This is a genomic window from Ruminiclostridium cellobioparum subsp. termitidis CT1112, assembly GCF_000350485.1.
GTDB classification, from domain to species: Bacteria; Bacillota; Clostridia; order Acetivibrionales; family DSM-1351; genus Ruminiclostridium; species Ruminiclostridium termitidis.
This window is the reverse complement of the sequence record NZ_AORV01000022.1, coordinates 118,001-138,781: the sequence shown is the minus strand read 5'-3', so window position 1 is coordinate 138,781 and position 20,781 is coordinate 118,001. Positions and strand designations below refer to the sequence as shown.

Annotated in this window: 16 protein-coding genes; 14 read left to right on the top strand and 2 right to left on the bottom strand. The window is 42.9% G+C overall.

Going from position 1 to position 20,781, the window contains the following annotated elements:
• Window positions 1-51 precede the first annotated feature (51 nt).
• The 6 genes from CTER_RS06260 (at window position 52) to CTER_RS06235 (ending at window position 8,372) form a co-directional block, all read left to right on the top strand.
• Window positions 52-1,629, top strand: a complete 1,578-nt coding sequence (locus CTER_RS06260; protein ID WP_004624369.1) for a FapA family protein — start codon at window positions 52-54, stop codon at window positions 1,627-1,629.
• 42 nt (window positions 1,630-1,671) lie between these two features.
• Complete coding sequence (locus CTER_RS06255; protein WP_004624464.1) at window positions 1,672-3,600, top strand: GAF domain-containing protein; 1,929 nt, start codon at window positions 1,672-1,674, stop codon at window positions 3,598-3,600.
• 35 nt (window positions 3,601-3,635) lie between these two features.
• Entirely contained in the window at window positions 3,636-4,019 is a 384-nt protein-coding gene (gene acpS, locus CTER_RS06250; protein ID WP_040760440.1) for a holo-ACP synthase, read from the top strand.
• Between the two features lie 81 nt (window positions 4,020-4,100).
• Window positions 4,101-5,258, top strand: coding sequence for a metallophosphoesterase family protein (locus CTER_RS06245; protein WP_004624483.1), 1,158 nt, complete (start codon window positions 4,101-4,103; stop codon window positions 5,256-5,258).
• Window positions 5,258-7,393, top strand: coding sequence for an ATP-binding protein (locus CTER_RS06240; protein ID WP_004624438.1), 2,136 nt, complete (start codon window positions 5,258-5,260; stop codon window positions 7,391-7,393). The genes CTER_RS06245 and CTER_RS06240 overlap by 1 nt, the downstream gene beginning before the upstream one ends.
• 52 nt (window positions 7,394-7,445) lie before the next feature.
• The gene (locus tag CTER_RS06235) at window positions 7,446-8,372 is read left to right on the top strand and encodes a C40 family peptidase (protein WP_040760437.1); all 927 of its coding nucleotides are present in this window, start codon (window positions 7,446-7,448) and stop codon (window positions 8,370-8,372) included.
• Between the two features lie 91 nt (window positions 8,373-8,463).
• Here CTER_RS06235 and CTER_RS06230 read toward each other — a convergent pair whose 3' ends face one another.
• Entirely contained in the window at window positions 8,464-9,576 is a 1,113-nt protein-coding gene (locus CTER_RS06230) for a UDP-N-acetylglucosamine--LPS N-acetylglucosamine transferase (RefSeq protein WP_004624354.1), read from the bottom strand.
• A 265-nt stretch (window positions 9,577-9,841) separates the two neighbouring features.
• Here CTER_RS06230 and sleB point away from each other — a divergent pair, with 265 nt between their 5' ends.
• From sleB to CTER_RS06190, 8 genes are all read left to right on the top strand, one after another.
• A complete protein-coding gene (gene sleB / locus CTER_RS06225) occupies window positions 9,842-10,537 on the top strand; it encodes a spore cortex-lytic enzyme (protein WP_004624366.1) in 696 nt (231 codons plus the stop codon).
• Between the two features lie 14 nt (window positions 10,538-10,551).
• On the top strand, window positions 10,552-11,967 hold the full coding sequence (ypeB, locus tag CTER_RS06220; protein ID WP_004624427.1) for a germination protein YpeB: 1,416 nt from the start codon (window positions 10,552-10,554) through the stop codon (window positions 11,965-11,967).
• A 299-nt stretch (window positions 11,968-12,266) separates the two neighbouring features.
• On the top strand, window positions 12,267-12,713 hold the full coding sequence (locus tag CTER_RS06215) for a MarR family winged helix-turn-helix transcriptional regulator (protein WP_004624404.1): 447 nt from the start codon (window positions 12,267-12,269) through the stop codon (window positions 12,711-12,713).
• 15 nt (window positions 12,714-12,728) lie between these two features.
• Entirely contained in the window at window positions 12,729-14,462 is a 1,734-nt protein-coding gene (locus CTER_RS06210) for an ABC transporter ATP-binding protein (RefSeq protein WP_004624466.1), read from the top strand.
• On the top strand, window positions 14,452-16,305 hold the full coding sequence (locus tag CTER_RS06205) for an ABC transporter ATP-binding protein (RefSeq protein ID WP_004624413.1): 1,854 nt from the start codon (window positions 14,452-14,454) through the stop codon (window positions 16,303-16,305). The genes CTER_RS06210 and CTER_RS06205 overlap by 11 nt, the downstream gene beginning before the upstream one ends.
• A gap of 103 nt (window positions 16,306-16,408) precedes the next feature.
• The gene (locus CTER_RS06200; RefSeq protein ID WP_004624397.1) at window positions 16,409-17,209 is read left to right on the top strand and encodes a sugar phosphate isomerase/epimerase family protein; all 801 of its coding nucleotides are present in this window, start codon (window positions 16,409-16,411) and stop codon (window positions 17,207-17,209) included.
• A gap of 37 nt (window positions 17,210-17,246) precedes the next feature.
• Entirely contained in the window at window positions 17,247-18,053 is an 807-nt protein-coding gene (locus CTER_RS06195) for a YdcF family protein (RefSeq protein WP_004624382.1), read from the top strand.
• A 44-nt stretch (window positions 18,054-18,097) separates the two neighbouring features.
• Window positions 18,098-18,502: an FMN-binding protein gene (locus CTER_RS06190; RefSeq protein WP_004624436.1), complete on the top strand. Its 405-nt coding sequence runs from the start codon at window positions 18,098-18,100 to the stop codon at window positions 18,500-18,502.
• Between the two features lie 197 nt (window positions 18,503-18,699).
• On the opposite strand, the gene aspS is transcribed toward CTER_RS06190, so the two are convergent.
• Window positions 18,700-20,448: an aspartate--tRNA ligase gene (gene aspS / locus CTER_RS06185; protein WP_004624389.1), complete on the bottom strand. Its 1,749-nt coding sequence runs from the start codon at window positions 20,446-20,448 to the stop codon at window positions 18,700-18,702.
• Window positions 20,449-20,781: the final 333 nt, after the last annotated feature.

Below are 20,781 nucleotides of genomic sequence, written 5' to 3'. Positions count from 1 at the left end.
TAACGACATACTCACCTTGTATGAATCTACACAATCTGAGGGGGCTTACCCATGGAAAGTACTACTATTTATTCTTCTCCTTTTATAGAAATAACCAGGCGTTGGGATGGATTTTATCTGCAATCCTTTAAGAAGGGTTTAAATGTAGATGAATTCAATAAAATTATCGGTGCACACCCTGAAATACAAATAAATAATTTCAATGTAATAAAAGAAGCTTTGGTCCTTGCTCCGCAGCCGTCTCGCAAATTCGCCCTATCAAAGGAAAGAATAGTTGTGGACGTATCGGGTGACGGATTAAAAGCTTTTATGACATTGAACGTAAACCGGAATGAGCTTGAGAGTCCGGAATTAATAAAAGAAATCATAGCTAAATTGAATGAAAAGGGTGTCGTCTACGGAATCAGGAAGGAGGCCCTTTTAAATTTATATATGGGAAAACCCATACTGATTGCCGAGGGTCTGCTGCCCGAGCCGGGAAGGGATTCTCAGAATTCATATTATCAGTTAAAAGAAGTCAAGCCCGAAATAAAAGAGGACGGTAATGTTGATCATTATGAGTTAAATTTGATCAATATGGTCCAAAAGGGAGCCTGGCTCGGGGAAAAAATCCATGCAACACCGGGCAGGGAGGGAAAGACGGTAAAGGGCACAACTCTTAAGACAATGCCGGGCAAGAATTATCCCCTGCTGTATGATAAAAAAACTGTTAAAGAAGTTGTGGAAGAAAATAAATCAACCCTTTACGCATTACGGACAGGGGCTGTTTTCTTCGAGGGAGACAGCGTAGGGGTATCAAATCATCTGGAAATAAAAGAGAATATCGGCGTTAAAACGGGCAATGTTGATTTCGACGGATACCTTACCGTAAAAGGAACGGTGGAAGACAATTACTCGGTGGCCTCTACAAAGGATATAGAGATACTGGGTGAGTACGGTGTAGGAAACGTAAAAGAAATCAGCAGCTCAGAGGGAAGTATATACATAAAAGGCGGAATAGCAGGAAGAGGAAAGACCACCATAAGGTGCAAAAAGAACCTGTATCTTAAATATATAGCCGATGCCGAGATAATTTGCGATGGGAGCGTACATGTGGGTTTTTATTGCCTGAACAGTACAATAACGGCCAAGGAAGTTATTTTGGATTCCATGAAGGGTCAAATAATCGGCGGGAATATTAATGCCCACATAAGAGTAGTTTCGGCAATTATGGGTTCCTCCAGTGAAAAAAGAACAAATGTCTGCGTTAAAGGCTTTGACAGAAATGAATATAAAAATATCCTGGATGAACTGAATAATAAAGTCGAGGTTTTAAAAGCAGAAATCAATAAATATAAACAGCAGTTATCAATATTTGTAAATCTTTATGACAATGGACAGGTACGTAAAGACCAGTTTGACAGTATAAACGAAAAATACAATTCTTTCAAGTCAGCACTCACCGAAGTAGAAGAAAATAAACGGAATATGATTAATTATTTAAAAGCCAAGGGTGAGGGTGAAATTTCAATTCTAAAAAAGGCCTTCCCAAATACAATGCTGGAAATAAGGAGAATCCAGAAAGAAATTCAGAAATCCGTACTAAGAGTTACGTATTATTACCATGAAGGAGAAATCAAAGAGCTGTAGTGACATTTTCAACTATAAAGCATAACTTAGGGGGTAAGCCATATGAGGTATCAATCAATACTGCAACGCATAGAAGATGAGAAAAAAGACGAGATCATTTCTGCAAAACTGTATAGATATACGGGTTTGGTTCAGGCAATAGATTATTTTTCGCAAAAGCTTGTATTTGAGCAGATAATAGATGCTGCTTTTGATTTCATAAATGAGCTGCTTTTGGTTGACAGTTCGGCGATATTTGTTTATGAAAACGATGGGTATTATATAAAAAAAGTTAAGGGTATTACAAAGAAAATTGTAAAAATACCTGTGACGACAGAGCTTGGAAACCTGGCAACCTTCAATGGTAATATATTATATGAACGTGAGAAAATAATTAAATTCTTTGATCCTGAAATTATTGATGCTCTGGCGGTAAATGCCGCTGTCCCCTTGATAATTGAAGGGAATTTATATGGTTTTATATTATTTTATAACAAGAGTATAGGAGAAGACGACTTTATAATTTCGGAAGCATTAATGAGGCTCATCAATAATGCATTGGAAAATTTCAGCAGGTATGAAAAACTGGCAAAGGTAAATTCTGAATTGGATGAGAAAATCTTTAATCTTTTTGCCATAAACCAATCCTCAAAGATTCTTTTAAGCGAGCTTCGCATGGATGTTCTTTACAGCATTTCGGTAGATGTTTTTTCCGAGCTCACCCGCAGTAAGATAACCGGCTTTGTCCTTTTTGACGAAAAGTCTGAAAAGTTTGTTTTGAAGTCCTATAAGGATGTTTTTTATAAAACGAAGGATGCTCATATAAACCTGGAGCTCAGCAAAAGTGCCGGTATCGATCAGAATAAAGTCATCATAGACCTGGGAAAAGCGGAAGACCGTGAATATTTGAACAGCCTGTTTGACGGAGCCTCTGCCCAATTGGAACAGTTGGAGGCAAAATATGCGGTGCTGATTTTAAAGCAGAGCCAGCTGCTGGGATTGGTTACTTTAAGTGAAACAGTCACAGGCGGCGAATATAGCTCGGGGATATTCGAGCTGATAGAAAGTCTGGCTTCATCAACCTATACTGCATTAAGCAATGCCATGCATTTCGGGCTTGTAAACGAGCAGAAGGCGCTTATTCAAAAAAAGCTGGACAAGCTTATTTCCTTGAACAGTTTGACCAAAAATATAAGCAGTTCCATAAGGATGGAAACATTGCTGGAGACCTGCACCAAAACCCTCCAGATATCCTTTAACACTTCAAAAGGAGCCTTTTGCCTTTATAAGAAGGAGACAAACGAATTTGAAATGGCAAGTACCATCAACCTTGATAACTGCACTAAAAAGGTTATTACTCCAAATAAGAAATGGAAGAGGATATTCGAGGGGGACACAGTTTTTGCCATGGGGCAGCAGAACCTTGCGGATTATGTTGGAGAAAGCCTGGCTGCTGAAATCGGTGAGGCCCAGGGTGTGCTGCTGATACCTGTCTACATTGATATGATGGATATTGAAATACTTGGGCTTATGGCCGTATTTAAATATGACGATATTCAGCTGGATAATGAGGAGAACATGCTGATCCTTGAAACAATAGCAGGAAGTATTGCGCCTGTTTTGAACAACCTTCTTATGATGCAGCTGCAGCAGAGATTTATGCTGCCTAACTATATTGAGATATTTAAAAGTGATTTGAAAGAGGAAATTAAGCAAGCCATTGAATACAATCTGGATTTGACAGTTGTTCAGATAATAGATGAAGAAGGTTCATTGTTTAAGAGCAGTGGGATTATTGACAGTTTGAAGGAAAGCTTCAATAAGCTCTATCCCTTTTCCTCAAATAATATATTTATTATTGAAAATATTGATGACAGGGAACTTGAAGAGAGAATAGAAAAATATACAAAAGGCAAAAAACTCTTTATAAGGAAAATGAAGCTGGGAACAAATTTCAAAAGTTTCGCAGAATTTTTCAATTTATACAGGTAATATAAGAGAAGGTGCAGTAAAATATGGAGGTTGGTGTGGAATTACTTATAGGCACGGACATAATTGAAATAGAAAGAATTAAGGATTTATTGGATAATGGGATAAAAGAAAAATTTTCAGCACGGGTCTTTACACCTGAAGAGGTTAAATATTGTGAAAGTAAAGGTGCTTCCAGATATCAGAGCTATGCGGCCAGGTTTGCGGGGAAGGAAGCCGTATCCAAGGCATTTGGCACAGGAATAGGGGAAAATGCGCTTTTTAATGAAATAGAAATACTCAATGACCAAAACGGCAAGCCTCTTGTAATCCTTCACGGAAGGGCAAAAAAATACTATGAAGGACTGGGAGCTTCGGGTATATCAATCTCACTTTCCCATTGCCGGGAATATGCAGTTGCATATGTGACAATAACTAAATAAGTATGAGATAAAAAGACTTTCCGGGTAATTGGCCGGGAAGTTCTTGTTTATACCATAGGAATTTCAGAGAGGTGGTTTCACGTGAAACAAGTATCTTTCCTGCATACGGCGGATCTTCACCTTGATGCACCCTTCTCCTCCCTGGGTGATGAAGCTAAAGCCTGCAAAAGAAGAAATGAACTTGAGTCCTGTCTGTGCAGAATTATACAGAGGGTCCAGGAGGCTGGCATAAATATTCTGATAATAAGCGGGGACTTATTCGAAGATAAATATATTAAAGGTTCTACAATACTTAAAATAAAAAATTTATTTACTGAAATATATAATACCGAAATTGTCATTATCCCGGGCAATCATGACCTCCTGCGGGAAAATTCCTTTTACAGAACTACTGTATGGGGTAGTAATGTGCATATTTTAGAGGACTCGAAACAGGTTTTGTATCTGGAAAAGTATAACACCTGCATTTATAATCTGGGTGTTAAAAATAATGTGAGAATGGATATGGAACAAATTCCGGGGATGGAGATTGCAAGGGAAAGGTTCAATATCCTGCTATTGCATGGTACGGTTGATATGCCTTTTGAAGAGGATAATTATAACTCCATAACATCAAAGGAATTATTATCACTTAATATGGACTACATTGCCCTGGGGCACATGCACTGCTACAGTGAATTCAAAAATGAAAGCACCGTAATGGTAAACCCCGGAAGTCCGGAACCTTTGGGTTTTGACGAGGAAGGGGAACATGGGTATGTGCAGGGGCTTTTAAGTATTTCAGAAGACTGTAAAAAGCAGTGTGACATAAGGTTTATAGAGGATGCCGCAAGGCACTATCACAACATTGATGTAAATATCAGCGGCTGCTCCGACGATTCTGAGGTTATTGAAAAGATCTGTCTGGTGGGACAAATGGACGGCGTGGGTCAATTCAGCTTCAGGGAAACTGATTTTTATAAAATAACGCTTACAGGATTCATCAGCAAAAATTATTCCCCTGATATTGGGTATATCCAGGAAACCTTAAACAGCAGGTGTTTTTATATTAAGCTGAGAAATCAAACCTCGGCCAAATTTGAATATGAGTGTTACCTGGAAGACCCGGGTATAAAGGGAGAGTTTGTCCGCAGAATTCTGGACCTGCAGGAGGGTGAAGGATCACAGGAGAAAAGGGATACACTTTTCCTGGCCATGCAGTATGGGCTGCAGGCCTTGGAAAACGAAAGGGTCGACTAATGAAAATCAGAAAACTTTACATACGGGGATTTGGAAAAATAGAAGAATTCGAGCTTGAACTGTCAAAAAATATAAATGTAATTTACGGTCCTAACGAAAGCGGTAAATCAACAATTATGGCGTTCATAAAAGCCGTTCTGTTCGGATTGAAGGGCGGCAGGGCCGACAGGGAGGGAACAGCGTCCGAACTTAGGAGATACCGGCCCTGGAGCAATTCCTCCTATGGAGGGTATATTGGCTTTGAAATGGATACCCCTGCGGCCTACAGGCTGGACAGGGATTTTGATAAAAACAGCGTGAAACTTTACGACCGGGATTTCAATGATATAACAGGTCTTTTTTCAGCTGCCAGGGATGGCAGGGGGATTGCCGAGAAGCTGCTGGGCGTAAATGAGGGCTTGTTCGAAAGAACGGTATATGTACGGCAGCTGGGAACAAAAATTGATACGGCATCGTCCAAAGAATTAATTGACAGGATATCAAATATTTGTCAGAGCGGTTATGAAGATATATCATATAAAAAGGCCCATACGGCGCTGAAGGAGGCCCTGAAATCACAGGTCGGCACCGAAAGGAGTTTTACCCGGCCGCTGGACATGATAAACAGGCGGTTAAGCGAACTCTGCCTGATGCAAAAGAAGCTCAGAGAGGAAGCGGAAAGCCAGACAGCTGCCCAGCGTGAATTGAAACGCATGGATTCGGAAATAGCTGTTCTTGCCGGAATAGAAAGACTTTTTACACTGGCGGTGGAATTCCTGGATGCAAGGGAAAGACTTGGTCTGCAGGAGAGAAATGCCGAGGAAATACGGTTTCTGAATGACGGAACAGGGCTTCTGCGGAAAAATATTACCAGGCTAACTGGAGACGCAGCAGCGCTGGAGCAGGAAGTTGTAAAAACCACCCGTGAGGAGAGCAGGCTGGAGGAGGATTTGAAGAGGCTGAACCGGACCGTTTCCCAAGAGGATTTAAAAGGCCTTGGAAAACGGGTGAAGGTTTTTAGTATTGCCGGAATCCTCACACTGGCAGCTGCAATAGGCTGTGCTCTGGGGTCTTTCGTATTTGAACTGCTACCCCTGTATTTTACGGCAATACCGTCTCTGGCCTTTATCACTGCCGGTGTTTTCAGGGCTGTACAAGGGAAAAGGTTAAAGAAGCTGGAGAGAGAACAGCAGGAGTTGGCCGGCAGGGAGAGGCTGCTTGGGCAGCAGCTTGAAAATATCAAAAAAGTCAGGTCTTCCGCATCAAATCAACTTGTAGGTCTGTCGGAACGTCTTGCAATTGAAAAATTGCAGTATGAGCAGCAGATCAAAAGGCTGGAGAGTATTGAACCGGCTCTAAGGCAGCAGGAGCTGGAACAATTGGAAAGCAGGGTTGACACATTGTCCATGGAAATAATCCGGCTGCTGGAGACTTTGAACGCTGACGGCACCTTGCCCGGGGGTGAGGCCATTCTGGCAGAAAATATACTTGAGAATCCGGATGAGGGCCGGCAAAAGGAATTGAACAGGATACAGGAATTTTATGCCGGACAGCTCCAGCAAAAACGGATTGAAAAGGCGGCGCTTGAACTTCAATTAAAAAACCTTAGCAGCACCGCAGATACCGGAGCTGTGGAGCAGGAAATTTACAGGCTGACACAGCAGAAAAAGGCACTGGAACAAAGAGGAGAGGCTTTGCAGCTCGCAATGACAACTCTTGAAGAAGCAGCACGGGAGGTACGGAAGAAGTTCCTTCCCATAATGAACAAGGCTTTCAGCAGTACATTTTCAGGTTTGACCTCCCGGAAATATATTGAAACAAAAGCCGGAGACAACCTGAATATAATGCTGAGCGATCCGGGGAGTGAAACCCTGGTGCCTGTACCGGTGTTGAGCAACGGTACGGCTGATCAGCTTTACCTTGCACTGAGGGTTGCAATATCTGAAACCGTATTGAAAAACAATGAACAGCTTCCCTTGATTCTGGATGAACCCTTTGCACAGTATGATGATATCAGAACAGAAAATGCATTGAGACTTATAAATGAACTGGGCAGGAAACAGCAGGTTCTGATTTTTACCTGCAAGCAGCGGGAGGTTGAAATGATAAGTGAATTAACCGGGGGAAATGCATGTAAAATCTGTTCATTGACATAGCGTTAAAATCTAAATATAGTAAGACTATTAAAATGTATTTTTATGAGGCAATATGATGAAACAACGAATTACAAGACTGATTTTAATATTTATAACCTTTATGCTTGTGCTGACAGGCTGCGGCAGCAGGGAGATACCCGTAACAAGGAATGAGCAGCTTTTAAGCGGGATAACTCCTGAAAATGCGGCAGTAGTTACCGAAGCCGTGGTGGATATGTTCGATAAACCGGACATACTCGGTATCCGGCTGACACAGGTGCTGTACAACCAGGTTGTAAAGGTTGTCCGGGAAGAGAATTCCTGGACCAATATAAAATTACTGGATGGCAGCTCAGGCTGGGTTAAGAGTAAATATATAAGCAGTAATACCGGGAGTGTAACTGACGGCGGAATTAAAAATAAAATAATCGTTACGGCTAAAAACATAGATATTTTTACCGGTGCAAACAATGCGGTAAATTTCAAGAAGGTTGTGCTTGGGACCGAACTGTATTCCACAGGAAAGACAAAAACCGGATATGATGTCCTGCTTCCCGATAATAAGAAAGGCTGGGTAGAGGAAGGCGGAGTAATAGCAGTTCCCATAGAGGATAATGTCATTCCCAAAACAAGCAAGGATGAATTTATTCAAACCATAAAAAAATTTGAAGGTACAATATTTATTATGGGAGGCATAAGCAGGTGGGGAATGGATTCTTCCGGCCTCGCGTATATATGCAGCAGGATAAATGGTGTTGATATACCAAGAGATATGGTCAAAATGAGTAAAACAGGAACCCAGGTGACACTCGAAAATATTCAGCCGGGAGATCTTATCTTTTTCAGCACAGACAGCCTGAAGAAAGATATTTATGATGTCGGCGTTTACCTGGGAGATAATAAGTTCGTACATTCCAGCGCATCAAGAGGCGTCATTAATGAGACGCTGGAGGACAGTTATTTTAAGGACAGAATATTAACCGTGAGGAGAATATTTTAGTGGCCTGTAGCACCTGAATTCGTACATTGCCGGCGGTTAAATTACCTTACCGGACAAAATACGTTACAGCTGTTGCCGGCCGCTAAGTTACTCATCCCAGGACCAGCTTGCCAAGAAGGGTGGCAATATCTGAAGCGGAATGAGGTTTTCCCAAAAACCTGGAGTTTTCACGCATTATGTTAAGAGTTACAGGGTCATTTGCAACCTGTGACAAAACACTTATAAGCTGGCCCGAGTCTTCTATCTTGTTGGCTGCACCACTTCTTATCAGGAAATTTGCATTGCCTTCCTCCTGACCGGGTATGGGAGAAATAATAAAAATCGGAAGACCCTTGACCAGAGCCTCGGAGATAGTCATACCTCCGGGCTTTGTTATTAACAGGTCGGATATATCCATAAGTTCATTAATCTTATCCGTATAACTCAAAACAAGTACCTTTTTATTGCTCTTTCCGGCACTGAGTTCAAGCTGTGCTTTAAGTTTCTGATTTGTACCTGTTACAGCTATAATTTGAATATCTATATCACAATCCAGCAATGAGGCCATGGTATTGTCAATATTGCCAAAGCCCATACCCCCTCCCATGACAAGGACAGTAAACTTATCTTCCAGTCCCAGTTCCAGTTTGAGTTTTTTCTTGTCAACCCGGGTAAGGAACTTGGGTGACACAGGAATACCATACGGAAAAATAATGTTTCCGGGAATTCCTCTTTGCATCATCTCCGATTTCATCAAATCATTAGCCACGACAAAAGCATCCATACCGCTGTCCAGCCAGAGAGAGTGAACTACATAGTCGGTGAGAATGGCAACGGTAGGGATTTTTATTTTGTTTTTTTCCTTTAAGGAGGACAGCATCTGCATGGGAAAAGGGTGTGTACACACAACCGCAGAAGGTCCATAATCATTTATAAGGCTATTGAGCTTAAAGGATAATAGCTTATTCAGTGCTTTGCTGATATCGTAAATACCGGTGCCCGTACCTGACGCGGTGTATAATCTGCTGTACAGCCCCGGACTTCTTTTAAGGGCACCAAGGTAGCTGCTGACAACAATTTTATCTACTATCGGATTTATATATTTAAGCGTATCCAGAATATCGACCGACCAACCTGCAAACTGCTTTTCAATTGATTCCTTCAACGCTTCGGCAGCTTTCATGTGACCTGTTCCGACAGATACATACAGTATTAATACCCTCATAATGATCTCCACATAAAATAATTGAAAATAAGAAAATTTATATTCAATATAGATTTTTGACATTATGGCCGGGATTATACGTTATATGTGTAAATAAAGAAATTAACAGCCCGTAAATATGTTAGAACTTTATATTATATTACGAATATTTTAACAGCTAATAACTAAAAATAACATTGCACAATTAAAACTTCAATTGCCCTGAATAATAAAAAGGGCAACAACACAATTTGAATCCGGTGTGAATTTGGAAGGAGGTACAAGTTTGAAAAAGCACATAAAATTAGTTGCTTTTTGTTTAGTCGTTGTTTTCAGTCTTACTCTTTTAGGTCAAGGATCACTGTATTTTACTGGTACCGCTTCATCTCTCAAGTTAGGTGACAAGGGTCAGGAAGTAAAGGAAATGCAGCAGGAATTAAAAAATTGGGGTTATTATAACGGCAAGGTAAATGGAAATTTTGGATATGACACTTTCACTTCAGTACTTAAATATCAAAGGAATTATGGTTTTCGCGCCAACGGAATTGCAGACAGGAATATACTGTTGTCAATGGGCCTTGGTAAAGTTGTTGAAACCGGAACAGTTAATGCCGCTTCAACCAAAGTTACCGATGAGCAGCTGCTTGCCAGGGTCATAAATGGCGAGGCCAGAGGAGAGCCCTTTGAAGGACAGGTAGCAGTGGGAGCGATAATCCTCAACAGAGTTAAGAATTCAAAGTTCCCAAAAACCATGGCAGGTGTGATATATCAGCCGGGGGCTTTCACAGCTGTGTCCGACGGACAGATAAATGTAGCCATTAATCCGAAATCCACAGTGGTCAAGGCAGCCAGAGATGCTCTTGCCGGATGGGACCCAACCGACGGATGCCTGTATTACTGGAATCCTGCAACGGCTACAAGTAAATGGATATGGTCAAGAACGGTAAAGCTGAAAATAGGTAAACACTGGTTTGGAATATAAATGGAGGTGATTTGATGGAACAGAATGAAAATGAAAACATGGACAATAATAATGACTTATGGCAGAAAAAAAGAAGAATGTCCTGGGGAGTACCTATAGCAATCGTTGCAGTGCTGGCATTGGCAGGAGTATCCACATGGGGATACTACCAGAGCAAGCAGCTCAGCGATCTCAGGATAATGATGGACAACCAGTACAGCAGAGCTTTCCTGGATTTGAACGAGTATGTTGACAACCTTGAAGTTTTATTGGCCAAATCCATGGTTACAGCCACTCCGAGAGGTACTTCCTCAATGCTGGAGGAAGTGTGGCGCCAGTCGAATTTGGCTCAGACAAATATGGGGCAGCTTCCGGTAGCACCTCCCATACTTGAAAAAACCTCCAACTTTCTAACACAGGTGGGAGATATGGCCTATGCATATAATACAAAGACTGCAAACGGTCTGCCTCTGAGTGATGAGGAATATCAGAGCCTTAAAAAAATGCATGGCTTTGCTTTATCCTTGCAAAACAGCCTCCACGGAATAGAAGAACAGATCAATAACGGGAAGATGGCCTGGGGGAGTGCAGGAGGACCAAGGGAGCTGAAAAGCCAAAATACCAAGAATATTCAGACAACACAGTTTGAAAATGTTGACAAGAACTTTCAGGAGTATCCTTCAATGATATACGACGGGCCTTATTCCGACCATATGATGAAGGTCAAGCCCATAGGTTTGAAGGATGAAAAAGTCAGTGCTTCCAAGGCCGAGGACATCGTACGGAAAATAATAGGAAATGATAAGATCCAGGGTATTTCGCGGCTTGAAGACAGCAATGAGGGAAGCATAAAAACTTACAGGTATAAGGTCAGCTACAAAAATTCCGACAATGACGGCAGTGCTGAGGTTGATATAACGCAACAGGGCGGACAGGTGTACTGGATGCTTAGAAACAGGAGCGTCAGTTCAGGAAAGATGTCCATGAACGCTGCTAAAAAATCCGCACAGGACTTTCTTAAGAAAAATGGGTTCGGCAGTATGACCGACACCTATTATATGAGAACTGACGGCATAGCAACAATATGTTATGCCTATGAGCAGGATGGAGTAACGGTCTACCCCGATCTTGTCAAGGTGAAGGTGGCCCTTGATAACGGTGAAGTGCTGGGAGTTGAATCAAAAGGTTATTTGTATAACCACAAGACACGGGATATTCCTCAAACGCAGCTTACTGTTGATCAGGCGAGAAGCAAGATAAATAAAAATCTGAAAATCGAGAAGGAAGGCAAGGCAATAATCCCCACAGATTTTAAAACGGAAAAATACTGTTACGAATTTATAGGATCGTTGGATGATCAGAAATTTATATTATATATAAACGCTTTGACCGGAACCGAGGAGGATATCCTCATGCTGGTCAGCACGGATGAAGGCTCATTAACTATGTAAGTGCACACAATGGGATGCCTTAAAATGAGAGAATTGCAAATAATGAATTACAGGTAATAGTGTGCGGGTACACTTTAATAAACGGGAAGCTCTGTTAAAAGTACATGTCTGAAATTGTGGCTAAAACACTTGTGGTAAGCCGTACAAACTTCAGGCATGTACTTTATGAACTTTTTTAACCATAATTTTAATTATTGACGCTGCAAGGATTTATTAATAATATATAATTAGAGTTCTAATAATTTGAATTCTAATTATTATAAAATGGGTTTTTAATTTTTTTATGGATAGGAGATAACATGTTGGATCAGAGAGAATTAAATTTACTGCTTGTTAAAGTAGGTGCGGTACATAGGAGGAGATCCACTTATGAATTTATGAAGTGTAATCTCACCGCAGGCCAGCCCAGGATGATAAATTACCTGTTTGAACATAACGGCTGCATTCAAAGGGAAATAGCGGCCGACTGTCATATGGAGCCTGCCTCTGTAACCAGTGTACTTAATAGCATGGAAAAGTCCGGGCTGGTAGAGAAAAGGCCTGTAAAGGGAGACAAGCGGGCTCTTGAGGTATGGCTGACCGACAAGGGCCTGGAAAAGAAAAAAGTAATAGACAGGATTTTTATTTCAATGGCTGATGAGTGCTTTCAAGGGTTTTCAGAAGAAGAAAAGCAGCTTGCCGGAGACTTCCTTACCCGGATATTCAAAAATATGATAGACGGAGAACAGCAGGAATGGCGGACCTAGGAGGATATAACGCAAATGAACCTATATAAACCATATTTCAAAAAATACAGGACATTATTCCTGCTTGGCATTAGCTGCGTTTTTTTTGAGGCTGTATGCGATTTGCTCCAGCCAACCATTATGGCGCATATAATAGATGATGGAGTAAAAAACGGCCGCGTTGCTTCCGTTTTATATTTTGGACTTACAATGCTTGGCATAACCGCTCTTGGAGCTTGCTTTGCCGCTACGAGGAATATTCTTGCAAGCAGGGTATCGCAAAGCTTCGGTGCGGATTTGAGGTATGATGTTTTCAAGAAGATCATGAACTTTTCCGAAGCAAGTGCCGACAGTATAGAAAGCGGCTCCCTGATAACCAGAATGACAAATGATACCTCCCAGGTGACACAGTTTGTAAACGGTATTATGAGAATATTTCTTAAGGCTCCGCTCACATGTATCGGGAGTATAATTCTTGCCATTATGCTGAGCCCGTACATGAGTGTGGTGCTGTTGATAGCTATAGCCGTGGTGGCGGCCTTGATCGTCATTAGCATGAAATTAAGCTATATCCGTTTTTCAAAGGTTCAGAAAGCCATCGACAAGGTAAATACCGTCGTACAGGAATACCTGCTGGGCATAAGGCTGGTCAAGGCCTTTGGAACATATGAGGAGGAAGAGGGACGGTTCGAGGTGGCAAACTCGGATCTCAATAAAAAAAGTATTTCTTCCCAACTGGTAATAGCATATTTTTCACCGGTCATGTCTTTGACTGTCAGCATAGGAATTGCAGTCATTATCTATCTGGGCAGCATACTGTTCGGAAATGGCCGGCTTGAGGTAGGCAAAGTTGCCGCTTTTATAAATTACATGACTCAAATACTGACCTCTCTTATAATGATAACCAATATTTTCAACACTTTCATAAGAACAAAGGCATCGACTGAGAGAATAGAAGAAATATTGGCCGGAGAAGAGGATTTCACAGGTGCCGGCAGCCCGAAACCGGTTATTACAGGTGAGCTGGAGTTTGACAATGTGACCTTTGCATATCCCGGCGGCAGCGGGCTGCCTGTATTAAAGGAGCTGTCCTTTAAAATAAATGCAGGTGAGACCCTGGCGGTAATTGGGCCCACAGGTGCGGGAAAATCCACGCTTGCCTGGCTTTGCCTGCACTTTTATGATGTCAATGAGGGTGCAATTTATATCAATGGGAACAATATCAAAAGTATAGATACGTCTGTCCTCAGAAAAAACATTGCCTTTGCACCCCAAAAAAGCATGCTTTTCACCGGGTCTGTTTTTGATAATATCGCCTGGGGAGAGAGTGCAATGGAGGCGGAACAGGTTATCCGGGCTGCTCAAAATGCACAGGCACAGGAATTTATTGAAAAAATGCCGGACAAATTTGACAGTGTGCTGGGACAAAACGGAGTGAACCTGTCAGGGGGACAGAAACAGAGGCTATCAATAGCCAGAGCCCTTGCAAAGCAAGCGCCTGTTCTGATCCTGGATGACTGTACAAGCGCACTTGACGCAATTACCGAGGCCCGGGTCAGGAAAGCCTTGAAAAGCCTTGACACAGATAGGACAGTCATAATGATAACTCAAAGGATCGGTACGGCCATGTCGGCCGATAAAATTCTGGTGCTGGATAACGGAGTAAATGTGGGCTTCGGAGAGCATACGGATTTATTAAATAACTGCAGTACTTACAGGGAGATTTATGATTCACAAATTGGGGGTGGCCTTATAACACATGTCAAATAAGAATGAAGTACGGAATCTCGACAATATGCCAAAGCTGGGAAGATGGGGAGCGGCAGGACATCAGAGGTTTAAACCCACAGCAAAGCCCAAGGACACAAAGGGAACTCTTGTCAGACTGATAAGAATGTTCGGAAGATGGCGTAAATCAATACTGATTGCGGCATCACTCACAGTTCTGTCGGCAGCGGCAGGTTTACTTACTCCATATTTGCTTGGCCAGGCTATTAACACATTTAATATTGATACAAACACAGTTGACAACAACCTGCTTGTAACTATATTGACGGCTCTGGTTTTCTGCTACCTGACAAGTTGGATACTGGATACCTTTAATGGCGTACTCATGGCCAGAGTAACCCAAAGCCTTGTAAAGCACATAAGAACAGAATTTTTTTCCAAGCTTCAGAGAATCCCTCTGAATTTCTATGATACAAGATCTCACGGGGATACCATGAGCAGAATCACAAATGATGTTGATAATATAAGCAGTACGGTAGGACAAACAACCACACAGCTTATTTCAAGTGTTTTTTCAATAACGGGTGCACTGGTAATGATGCTGGTATTAAGTCCGGGGCTGACGTTGGTTGCATTGGTAACCATACCGTTAATATTTGTACTTACAAAGACAATAGCTAAAAGAAGCAGGAAGTATTTTACCAGCCAGCAGCAGACACTGGGAAACCTCAATGGTGTTATAGAGGAGAACATTCAGGGGTTGAAGATGGTAAAGGCCTTTAACAGACAGCAAAAAGTACTGGGGGATTTTAAGGAAGTCAACAGGACTCTGTGTGATTACTCCACAAAAGCTCAGATCTGGGCCGGTTTTCTTATGCCGTTCATGAATGTAATAAATAATCTCAGCTATACGCTGATAGCCTGTGCCGGCGGATTAATGGCAGTCAGGGATTACATAACCGTAGGAGTTGTAGTCAGCTTTCTCACATACTCGAGACAATTCGGAATGCCCCTTAATCAAATAGCCGGTATGTTTAATACCATTCAGTCGGCCCTTGCCGGCGCTGAAAGAGTTTTTGAGATACTGGACGAGAAGGAAGAGATACCGGATAAGCCAAAGCTCAAGGAATTCGGACCGGCCCTGGGGAAAGTAGAGTTTAAGGAGATCACCTTTTCCTATACCCGGGGAAAACCGGTGCTGAACAATGTCAGCTTTCAGGTGCAGCCGGGAGAGGTTGTTGCACTGGTAGGTGAGACGGGGGCCGGAAAAACAACCATTGTAAATCTTCTGACCCGCTTTTATGAACCTGAAAAGGGTGGGATACTGATTGATGATGTAAGCATTACCGATATAACAAGAAGGGACCTGAGGAACTGCTTCTCGGTGGTATTGCAGGATACCTGCCTTTTTACCGGAAGCATTGCCGACAATATAAGGTATTCAAGACCTGATGCCACTGATGCCGAAGTCAGGGACGCCGCCGTCATGGCTCACGCAGACGGTTTTATTTCCCGCCTTCCAAAGGGGTATAATACTCAGGTTTCCGGCAGCTCCGACAACCTGAGCCAGGGGCAGCGCCAGCTCATTGCCATAGCCAGGGCAGTCCTGTGCCAGGCGCCTGTGCTGATACTTGACGAGGCCACAAGCAGCGTTGATACCAAAACAGAGAAGGAAATCCAGCAGGCGCTTCTGAAGCTGATGAAAAACCACACAAGTTTCCTGATAGCCCACCGCCTGTCCACCATCCGGGACGCCGATAAAATACTGGTCATAGGGGACGGAGGTATTCTTGAAACAGGTACGCACCTCCAGCTGATGGAGAAAAAGGGAGTATACTACAGAATGGTTATCAGCCAGCTGGGATTGGATGAGGAAGCCGGTTGACACCCCCATTACCAGATATTACAATTAACTTATCTTAAAGCATAATGATACTTGTCGGCCTGATGGATGCAGAAGATATAAAAGTAAAGTTTGGAGAGATGGTATGAACATATCTATTGCTACTGCAACATTTTATAACACACCTTTTACAGAAGCGCTGGAGCTTATAAAACGTGCCGGTTTTGAGAGCATTGAGCTGGATACCTACTGGACCGGCGGTGACAACTGGGAGGTAACACAGCATCTCAGAAATATCCGGCCAAGAGAGGTGTTAAAGATAATAAGGGAAAGCGGACTGAGGATAAATTCCCTCCATGATATGGGTGGTGTCATATTCAAGGACACAGATACCCTGATCGGTGCCGGTACATACGAGTATCTTGAATTTGGAGAAAAGGATATTCCCTGCCTGGTTTTTCATGCACCTCATAAAAAGACAGATGACAGGAGCTGGTGGTCCGGGTATGCTCCAAAAGCCGCAGAGGATTTGAAAGCACTTAAAGACAGATTTCTGGTCTGCATAGAAAATATTCAAAACTTTCCGGGATACCAGACCTCTTTGATCGACCCTGCTGAGATGCTTGCCTTTGTCAGGGACAATGGATTATACATAAATATCGACACCACCCATTATGCACAGTGCGGGATTGATATAGTCTCTGCGGCAAAGTTCGTGAGGGATTATGTCAAAGGGGTGCATTTCAGTGATTATAAGGACGGCAAAAGGCATTTGTTCCCGGGTGAGGGAGTATTGGAGCTGAAGGGCTTTGTCAACTCCCTGAAACTTGACGGCCTGCATGCACTGACTCTGGAGTGCAATATCCCCTATGAAAAGGGCAGACCTGAGGTGTCTGTGGAAAGTATGAAGAGGGCCAGGAGCTACGTTGAGAGCCTGATACTGTGATGGACCTCAAGTGAACGGGGTATGAAAGGGATGGATTATGAAGGACTATACGGAGTTTGATGCGGCAGCAGATTTGAATGATATAATAAAATTTTTATCCAGAAGGGATATTCAGCGGCTTACCGGCAAGGCATTATACGACGGTTTTGGAATTTCACAGGCCGATCTGCTCATTATACTCGGAAGCAGTATTCCGTACCTGGCGGAACTTGGCGCAAGGGCGTTTGTCGACGGAGTCGCCAAAGAGTTGATGATAGTTGGAGGAATAGGTCATTCTACCAAATATCTGGCCGAAAATATACGCAATAATCCGGAATACCGGGATATTGCTGTTGAAAACAGGCCTGAGGCGGATATTTTGAAAGAGGTGGTTTCAAAAAACACAGGTTTGGATGTTAACAATATTATTATTGAAAACAGGTCAACCAACTGTGGCGAGAATGCTTCACAGGCTCTGAAAGTCTTAAGGGAGAGGGCTGAAATTCCGGCTTCGGTAATAATCATTCAGGACCCTACAATGCAGTTAAGGACCCATGCGGCATTTCTCAAGACCTGGGCCGGTGAGAAAACGAGGATCATCAGTTACAGCCCCTTTATTCCCACTATTAAAGCAGAGACCGGAAGCTTAAAGTTTTCAGACAACATTTATGGTTTGTGGTCATTTGACAGGTTTATAGATCTTGTCATGGGTGAAATACCAAGACTGAGGGATGACCAGGAGGGTTACGGACCGGAAGGGAAGGACTTTATAGTACATGTTGATATTCCTGATAATGTGCTTGAAGCCTATTACAGATTGCAATCGATATATGGTGAATACAAACATATTAAGTTTAGAAAATGAGCTGCATGCAGGATTGGCCACAAATGTGGCTCATGGAGGTTAAAATGAAAAAGGTAATTGCGGTATTTGTTATTGTGGGAGTGATCCTTGCGGGGTATTTCGGAGCAAAAGGCATACAGTCATACCTTGATTTGAGGAAGTATCAGAAGCAGATCGAAGATATTAAAATAGAGAATGTGGACCTGAGCAGTATTTCAGACGGGACATATGTGGGAAGTGCCGAGGTGCTCTGGATAGCTGCCGAAGTCAAAGTCAATGTAAAGGACCACAAAATAGCGAATATTGATCTGATAAGGCATAAAAACGGGCGGGGTGCAAAGGCTGAGGTAATACCCCGGAAAGTTGTGGAGACCCAGTCCCTTCAGGTTGATGCCGTATCAGGTGCTACCAACAGCAGCAAAGTAATTCTGAAGGCCATACAAAACGCATTGGAAAATGCTTTAAAATAAGGTACTGCAAAAAACAATTGGACTAAATGTGAAATTAATGTAAGGTGTGCGCGTACTGGCTTCAATAAATGGATCACCTGCAAAGAACAGGACTGAGTTTTGTAAAGCTTCCCATTTATTGAAGTTGTACGCACACACCTTAATCAATAGTAATTCATGTATCGCAGTTGTCTCAATTTACAACAGCTGCTTTGACACTATCTGATTTTAATGTGGACTTCACGGAGCTGGGCCTCGGTTATTTCGGCAGGGGCGCCGCACATGAGATCCTGGGCATTTCCATTCATGGGGAAAGGGATAACTTCACGAATGTTTTCCTCATTCTTTAAAAGCATGATCATACGGTCAACACCCGGAGCCATACCCGCATGAGGCGGTGCTCCAAACTGGAAGGCCTGGTACAGGGCTCCGAATTTATTACGGAGATCTTCCTGGGAGTAACCGGCTATCTCAAAGGCTTTGATCATTATGTCAAGGCTGTGGTTTCTGACAGCGCCCGAGGAGAGTTCAATGCCGTTGCACACTATATCATACTGGTAAGCAAGGATCTCCAGAGGGTCCTTTGTATTGAGTGCTTCCAGTCCGCCCTGGGGCATGGAGAAGGGGTTATGGGTAAAGTTGATCTTCTTTTCGGCAGTGTCATACTCAAACATGGGGAAATCATTTACAAAACAGAAACGGTAAGCATTCTTTTCACATATATCGAGGCGTGTGCCCAGTTCTGTTCGGATCTGGCCGGCAAGCAGGGCGGCGCGTTCTTCCTTGTCGGCGATGAAGAAAATTGTATCGCCTGGTTCAAGGCCTGCAAGGCCTGAAAGCTCTCTCTTTATTTCATCCGGTATGAATTTGTCTATAGGTCCTTTGTAGGTCATATCGCCATTGACCTCAAGATAGCCGAGTCCGCCCATGCCGATTGATGTAGCAAATTGCAGCAGCTTTTCATGAAAGCCCTTGGACATTTCGGCATGAACCCTGACAGCGCGGACTGTCTTGTTGTGGAAGGGCTTGAAGGTACATTTCTGGAAAAAATCCGACAGATCTATTATTCTCAGCGGGTTGCGCAGGTCGGGCTTATCGGTGCCGAACTCAAGCATTGCCTGCCTGTAGCTGATCACGGGATATGGAGCTTCGGTCACAGAGTATCCTTCGGGGGCAAATTTCTTAAATGCAGCGGTAAGAACTTCTTCACCGGCACGGAATACGTCTTCCTGGGTGGCGAAGCTCATCTCGAAATCCAACTGATAAAACTCTCCCGGGGAGCGGTCGGCACGGGCATCCTCATCACGGAAGCAGGGAGCTATCTGAAAATACCTGTCGAAGCCTGATACCATGAGGAGCTGCTTATACTGCTGGGGAGCCTGGGGAAGTGCATAAAACTTTCCCTTGTACTTACGGGAAGGTACGATATAATCCCTTGCACCTTCAGGTGATGACGCACAGAGAATGGGAGTCTGGATTTCCAGGAAGCCCATGTCGGTCATTTTTTGTCTCAGGAAGCTGATAACCTCCGAGCGGAAAATAATATTGTCTTTAACCTTTTTATTGCGAAGGTCGAGGTAACGGTACTTAAGCCGCAGATCCTCACGGGTTTCCTTTGAAGACATAACCTCGAAGGGGAGCTGTTTGTATACCTTTCCCAGAACATCAACAGAATGAGCCTCCAGTTCAATTGTTCCGGTTGGAATCTTAGGATTGTATGTCTCTTCGTCACGGCATTCAATCACGCCTTCAATTGAAATACAGTCCTCCCTGCCGATTCCCTCCAGCAGGGCTGTGTTCCGCATAACGACCTGCATGACGCCATACATGTCTCTAAGATCTATGAAAGATACACCGCCATGGTCCCGTATATTTTCGACCCAGCCTGCAATTCTTAGTGTTTTGCCAACATCGCCTTCGCTGATGTTGTTCAAAGTCCTGTTCCTGTAAATGTTAGATGTGTTCATAATTTATCTCCTTTACCGATATTTTGAGCATAAAAAAAGCTCATCCAAAACTAATAAAGTCCAGGACGAACATATAATGTCCGCGGTACCACCTGAATTACTGGCTAGCAGTCACTCAACGGTTCAAAAAACCATGCTGTTTAACGCACCGGCATACGTCGCACCTACTGGTCAGGGCTGGCAGATACATTTTTTCGGAAATGAATAAATGTACAACTAAACCTGAAGTTCGGATTGAGGCTGGTAAAGTGTTATTCACGCAAATTCACTTTGTGGAGTTCTCACCGGCCTCCACTCACTGGAAACGATAAATTGCGCTACTTCTCTTCGTCA

Bases quoted from the DNA above. Each gene is read 5' to 3' on its own strand.
- CTER_RS06260 (WP_004624369.1), top strand. From the start codon at position 52: ATGGAAAGTACTACTATTTATTCTTCTCCTTTTATAGAAATAACCAGG.
- CTER_RS06255 (WP_004624464.1), top strand. From the start codon at position 1,672: ATGAGGTATCAATCAATACTGCAACGCATAGAAGATGAGAAAAAAGAC.
- CTER_RS06240 (WP_004624438.1), top strand. From the start codon at position 5,258: ATGAAAATCAGAAAACTTTACATACGGGGATTTGGAAAAATAGAAGAA.
- CTER_RS06235 (WP_040760437.1), top strand. From the start codon at position 7,446: ATGATGAAACAACGAATTACAAGACTGATTTTAATATTTATAACCTTT.
- CTER_RS06230 (WP_004624354.1), bottom strand. From the start codon at position 9,576: ATGAGGGTATTAATACTGTATGTATCTGTCGGAACAGGTCACATGAAA.
- ypeB (WP_004624427.1), top strand. From the start codon at position 10,552: ATGGAACAGAATGAAAATGAAAACATGGACAATAATAATGACTTATGG.
- CTER_RS06215 (WP_004624404.1), top strand. From the start codon at position 12,267: ATGTTGGATCAGAGAGAATTAAATTTACTGCTTGTTAAAGTAGGTGCG.
- CTER_RS06210 (WP_004624466.1), top strand. From the start codon at position 12,729: ATGAACCTATATAAACCATATTTCAAAAAATACAGGACATTATTCCTG.
- CTER_RS06205 (WP_004624413.1), top strand. From the start codon at position 14,452: ATGTCAAATAAGAATGAAGTACGGAATCTCGACAATATGCCAAAGCTG.
- CTER_RS06200 (WP_004624397.1), top strand. From the start codon at position 16,409: ATGAACATATCTATTGCTACTGCAACATTTTATAACACACCTTTTACA.
- CTER_RS06195 (WP_004624382.1), top strand. From the start codon at position 17,247: ATGAAGGACTATACGGAGTTTGATGCGGCAGCAGATTTGAATGATATA.
- CTER_RS06190 (WP_004624436.1), top strand. From the start codon at position 18,098: ATGAAAAAGGTAATTGCGGTATTTGTTATTGTGGGAGTGATCCTTGCG.
- aspS (WP_004624389.1), bottom strand. From the start codon at position 20,448: ATGAACACATCTAACATTTACAGGAACAGGACTTTGAACAACATCAGC.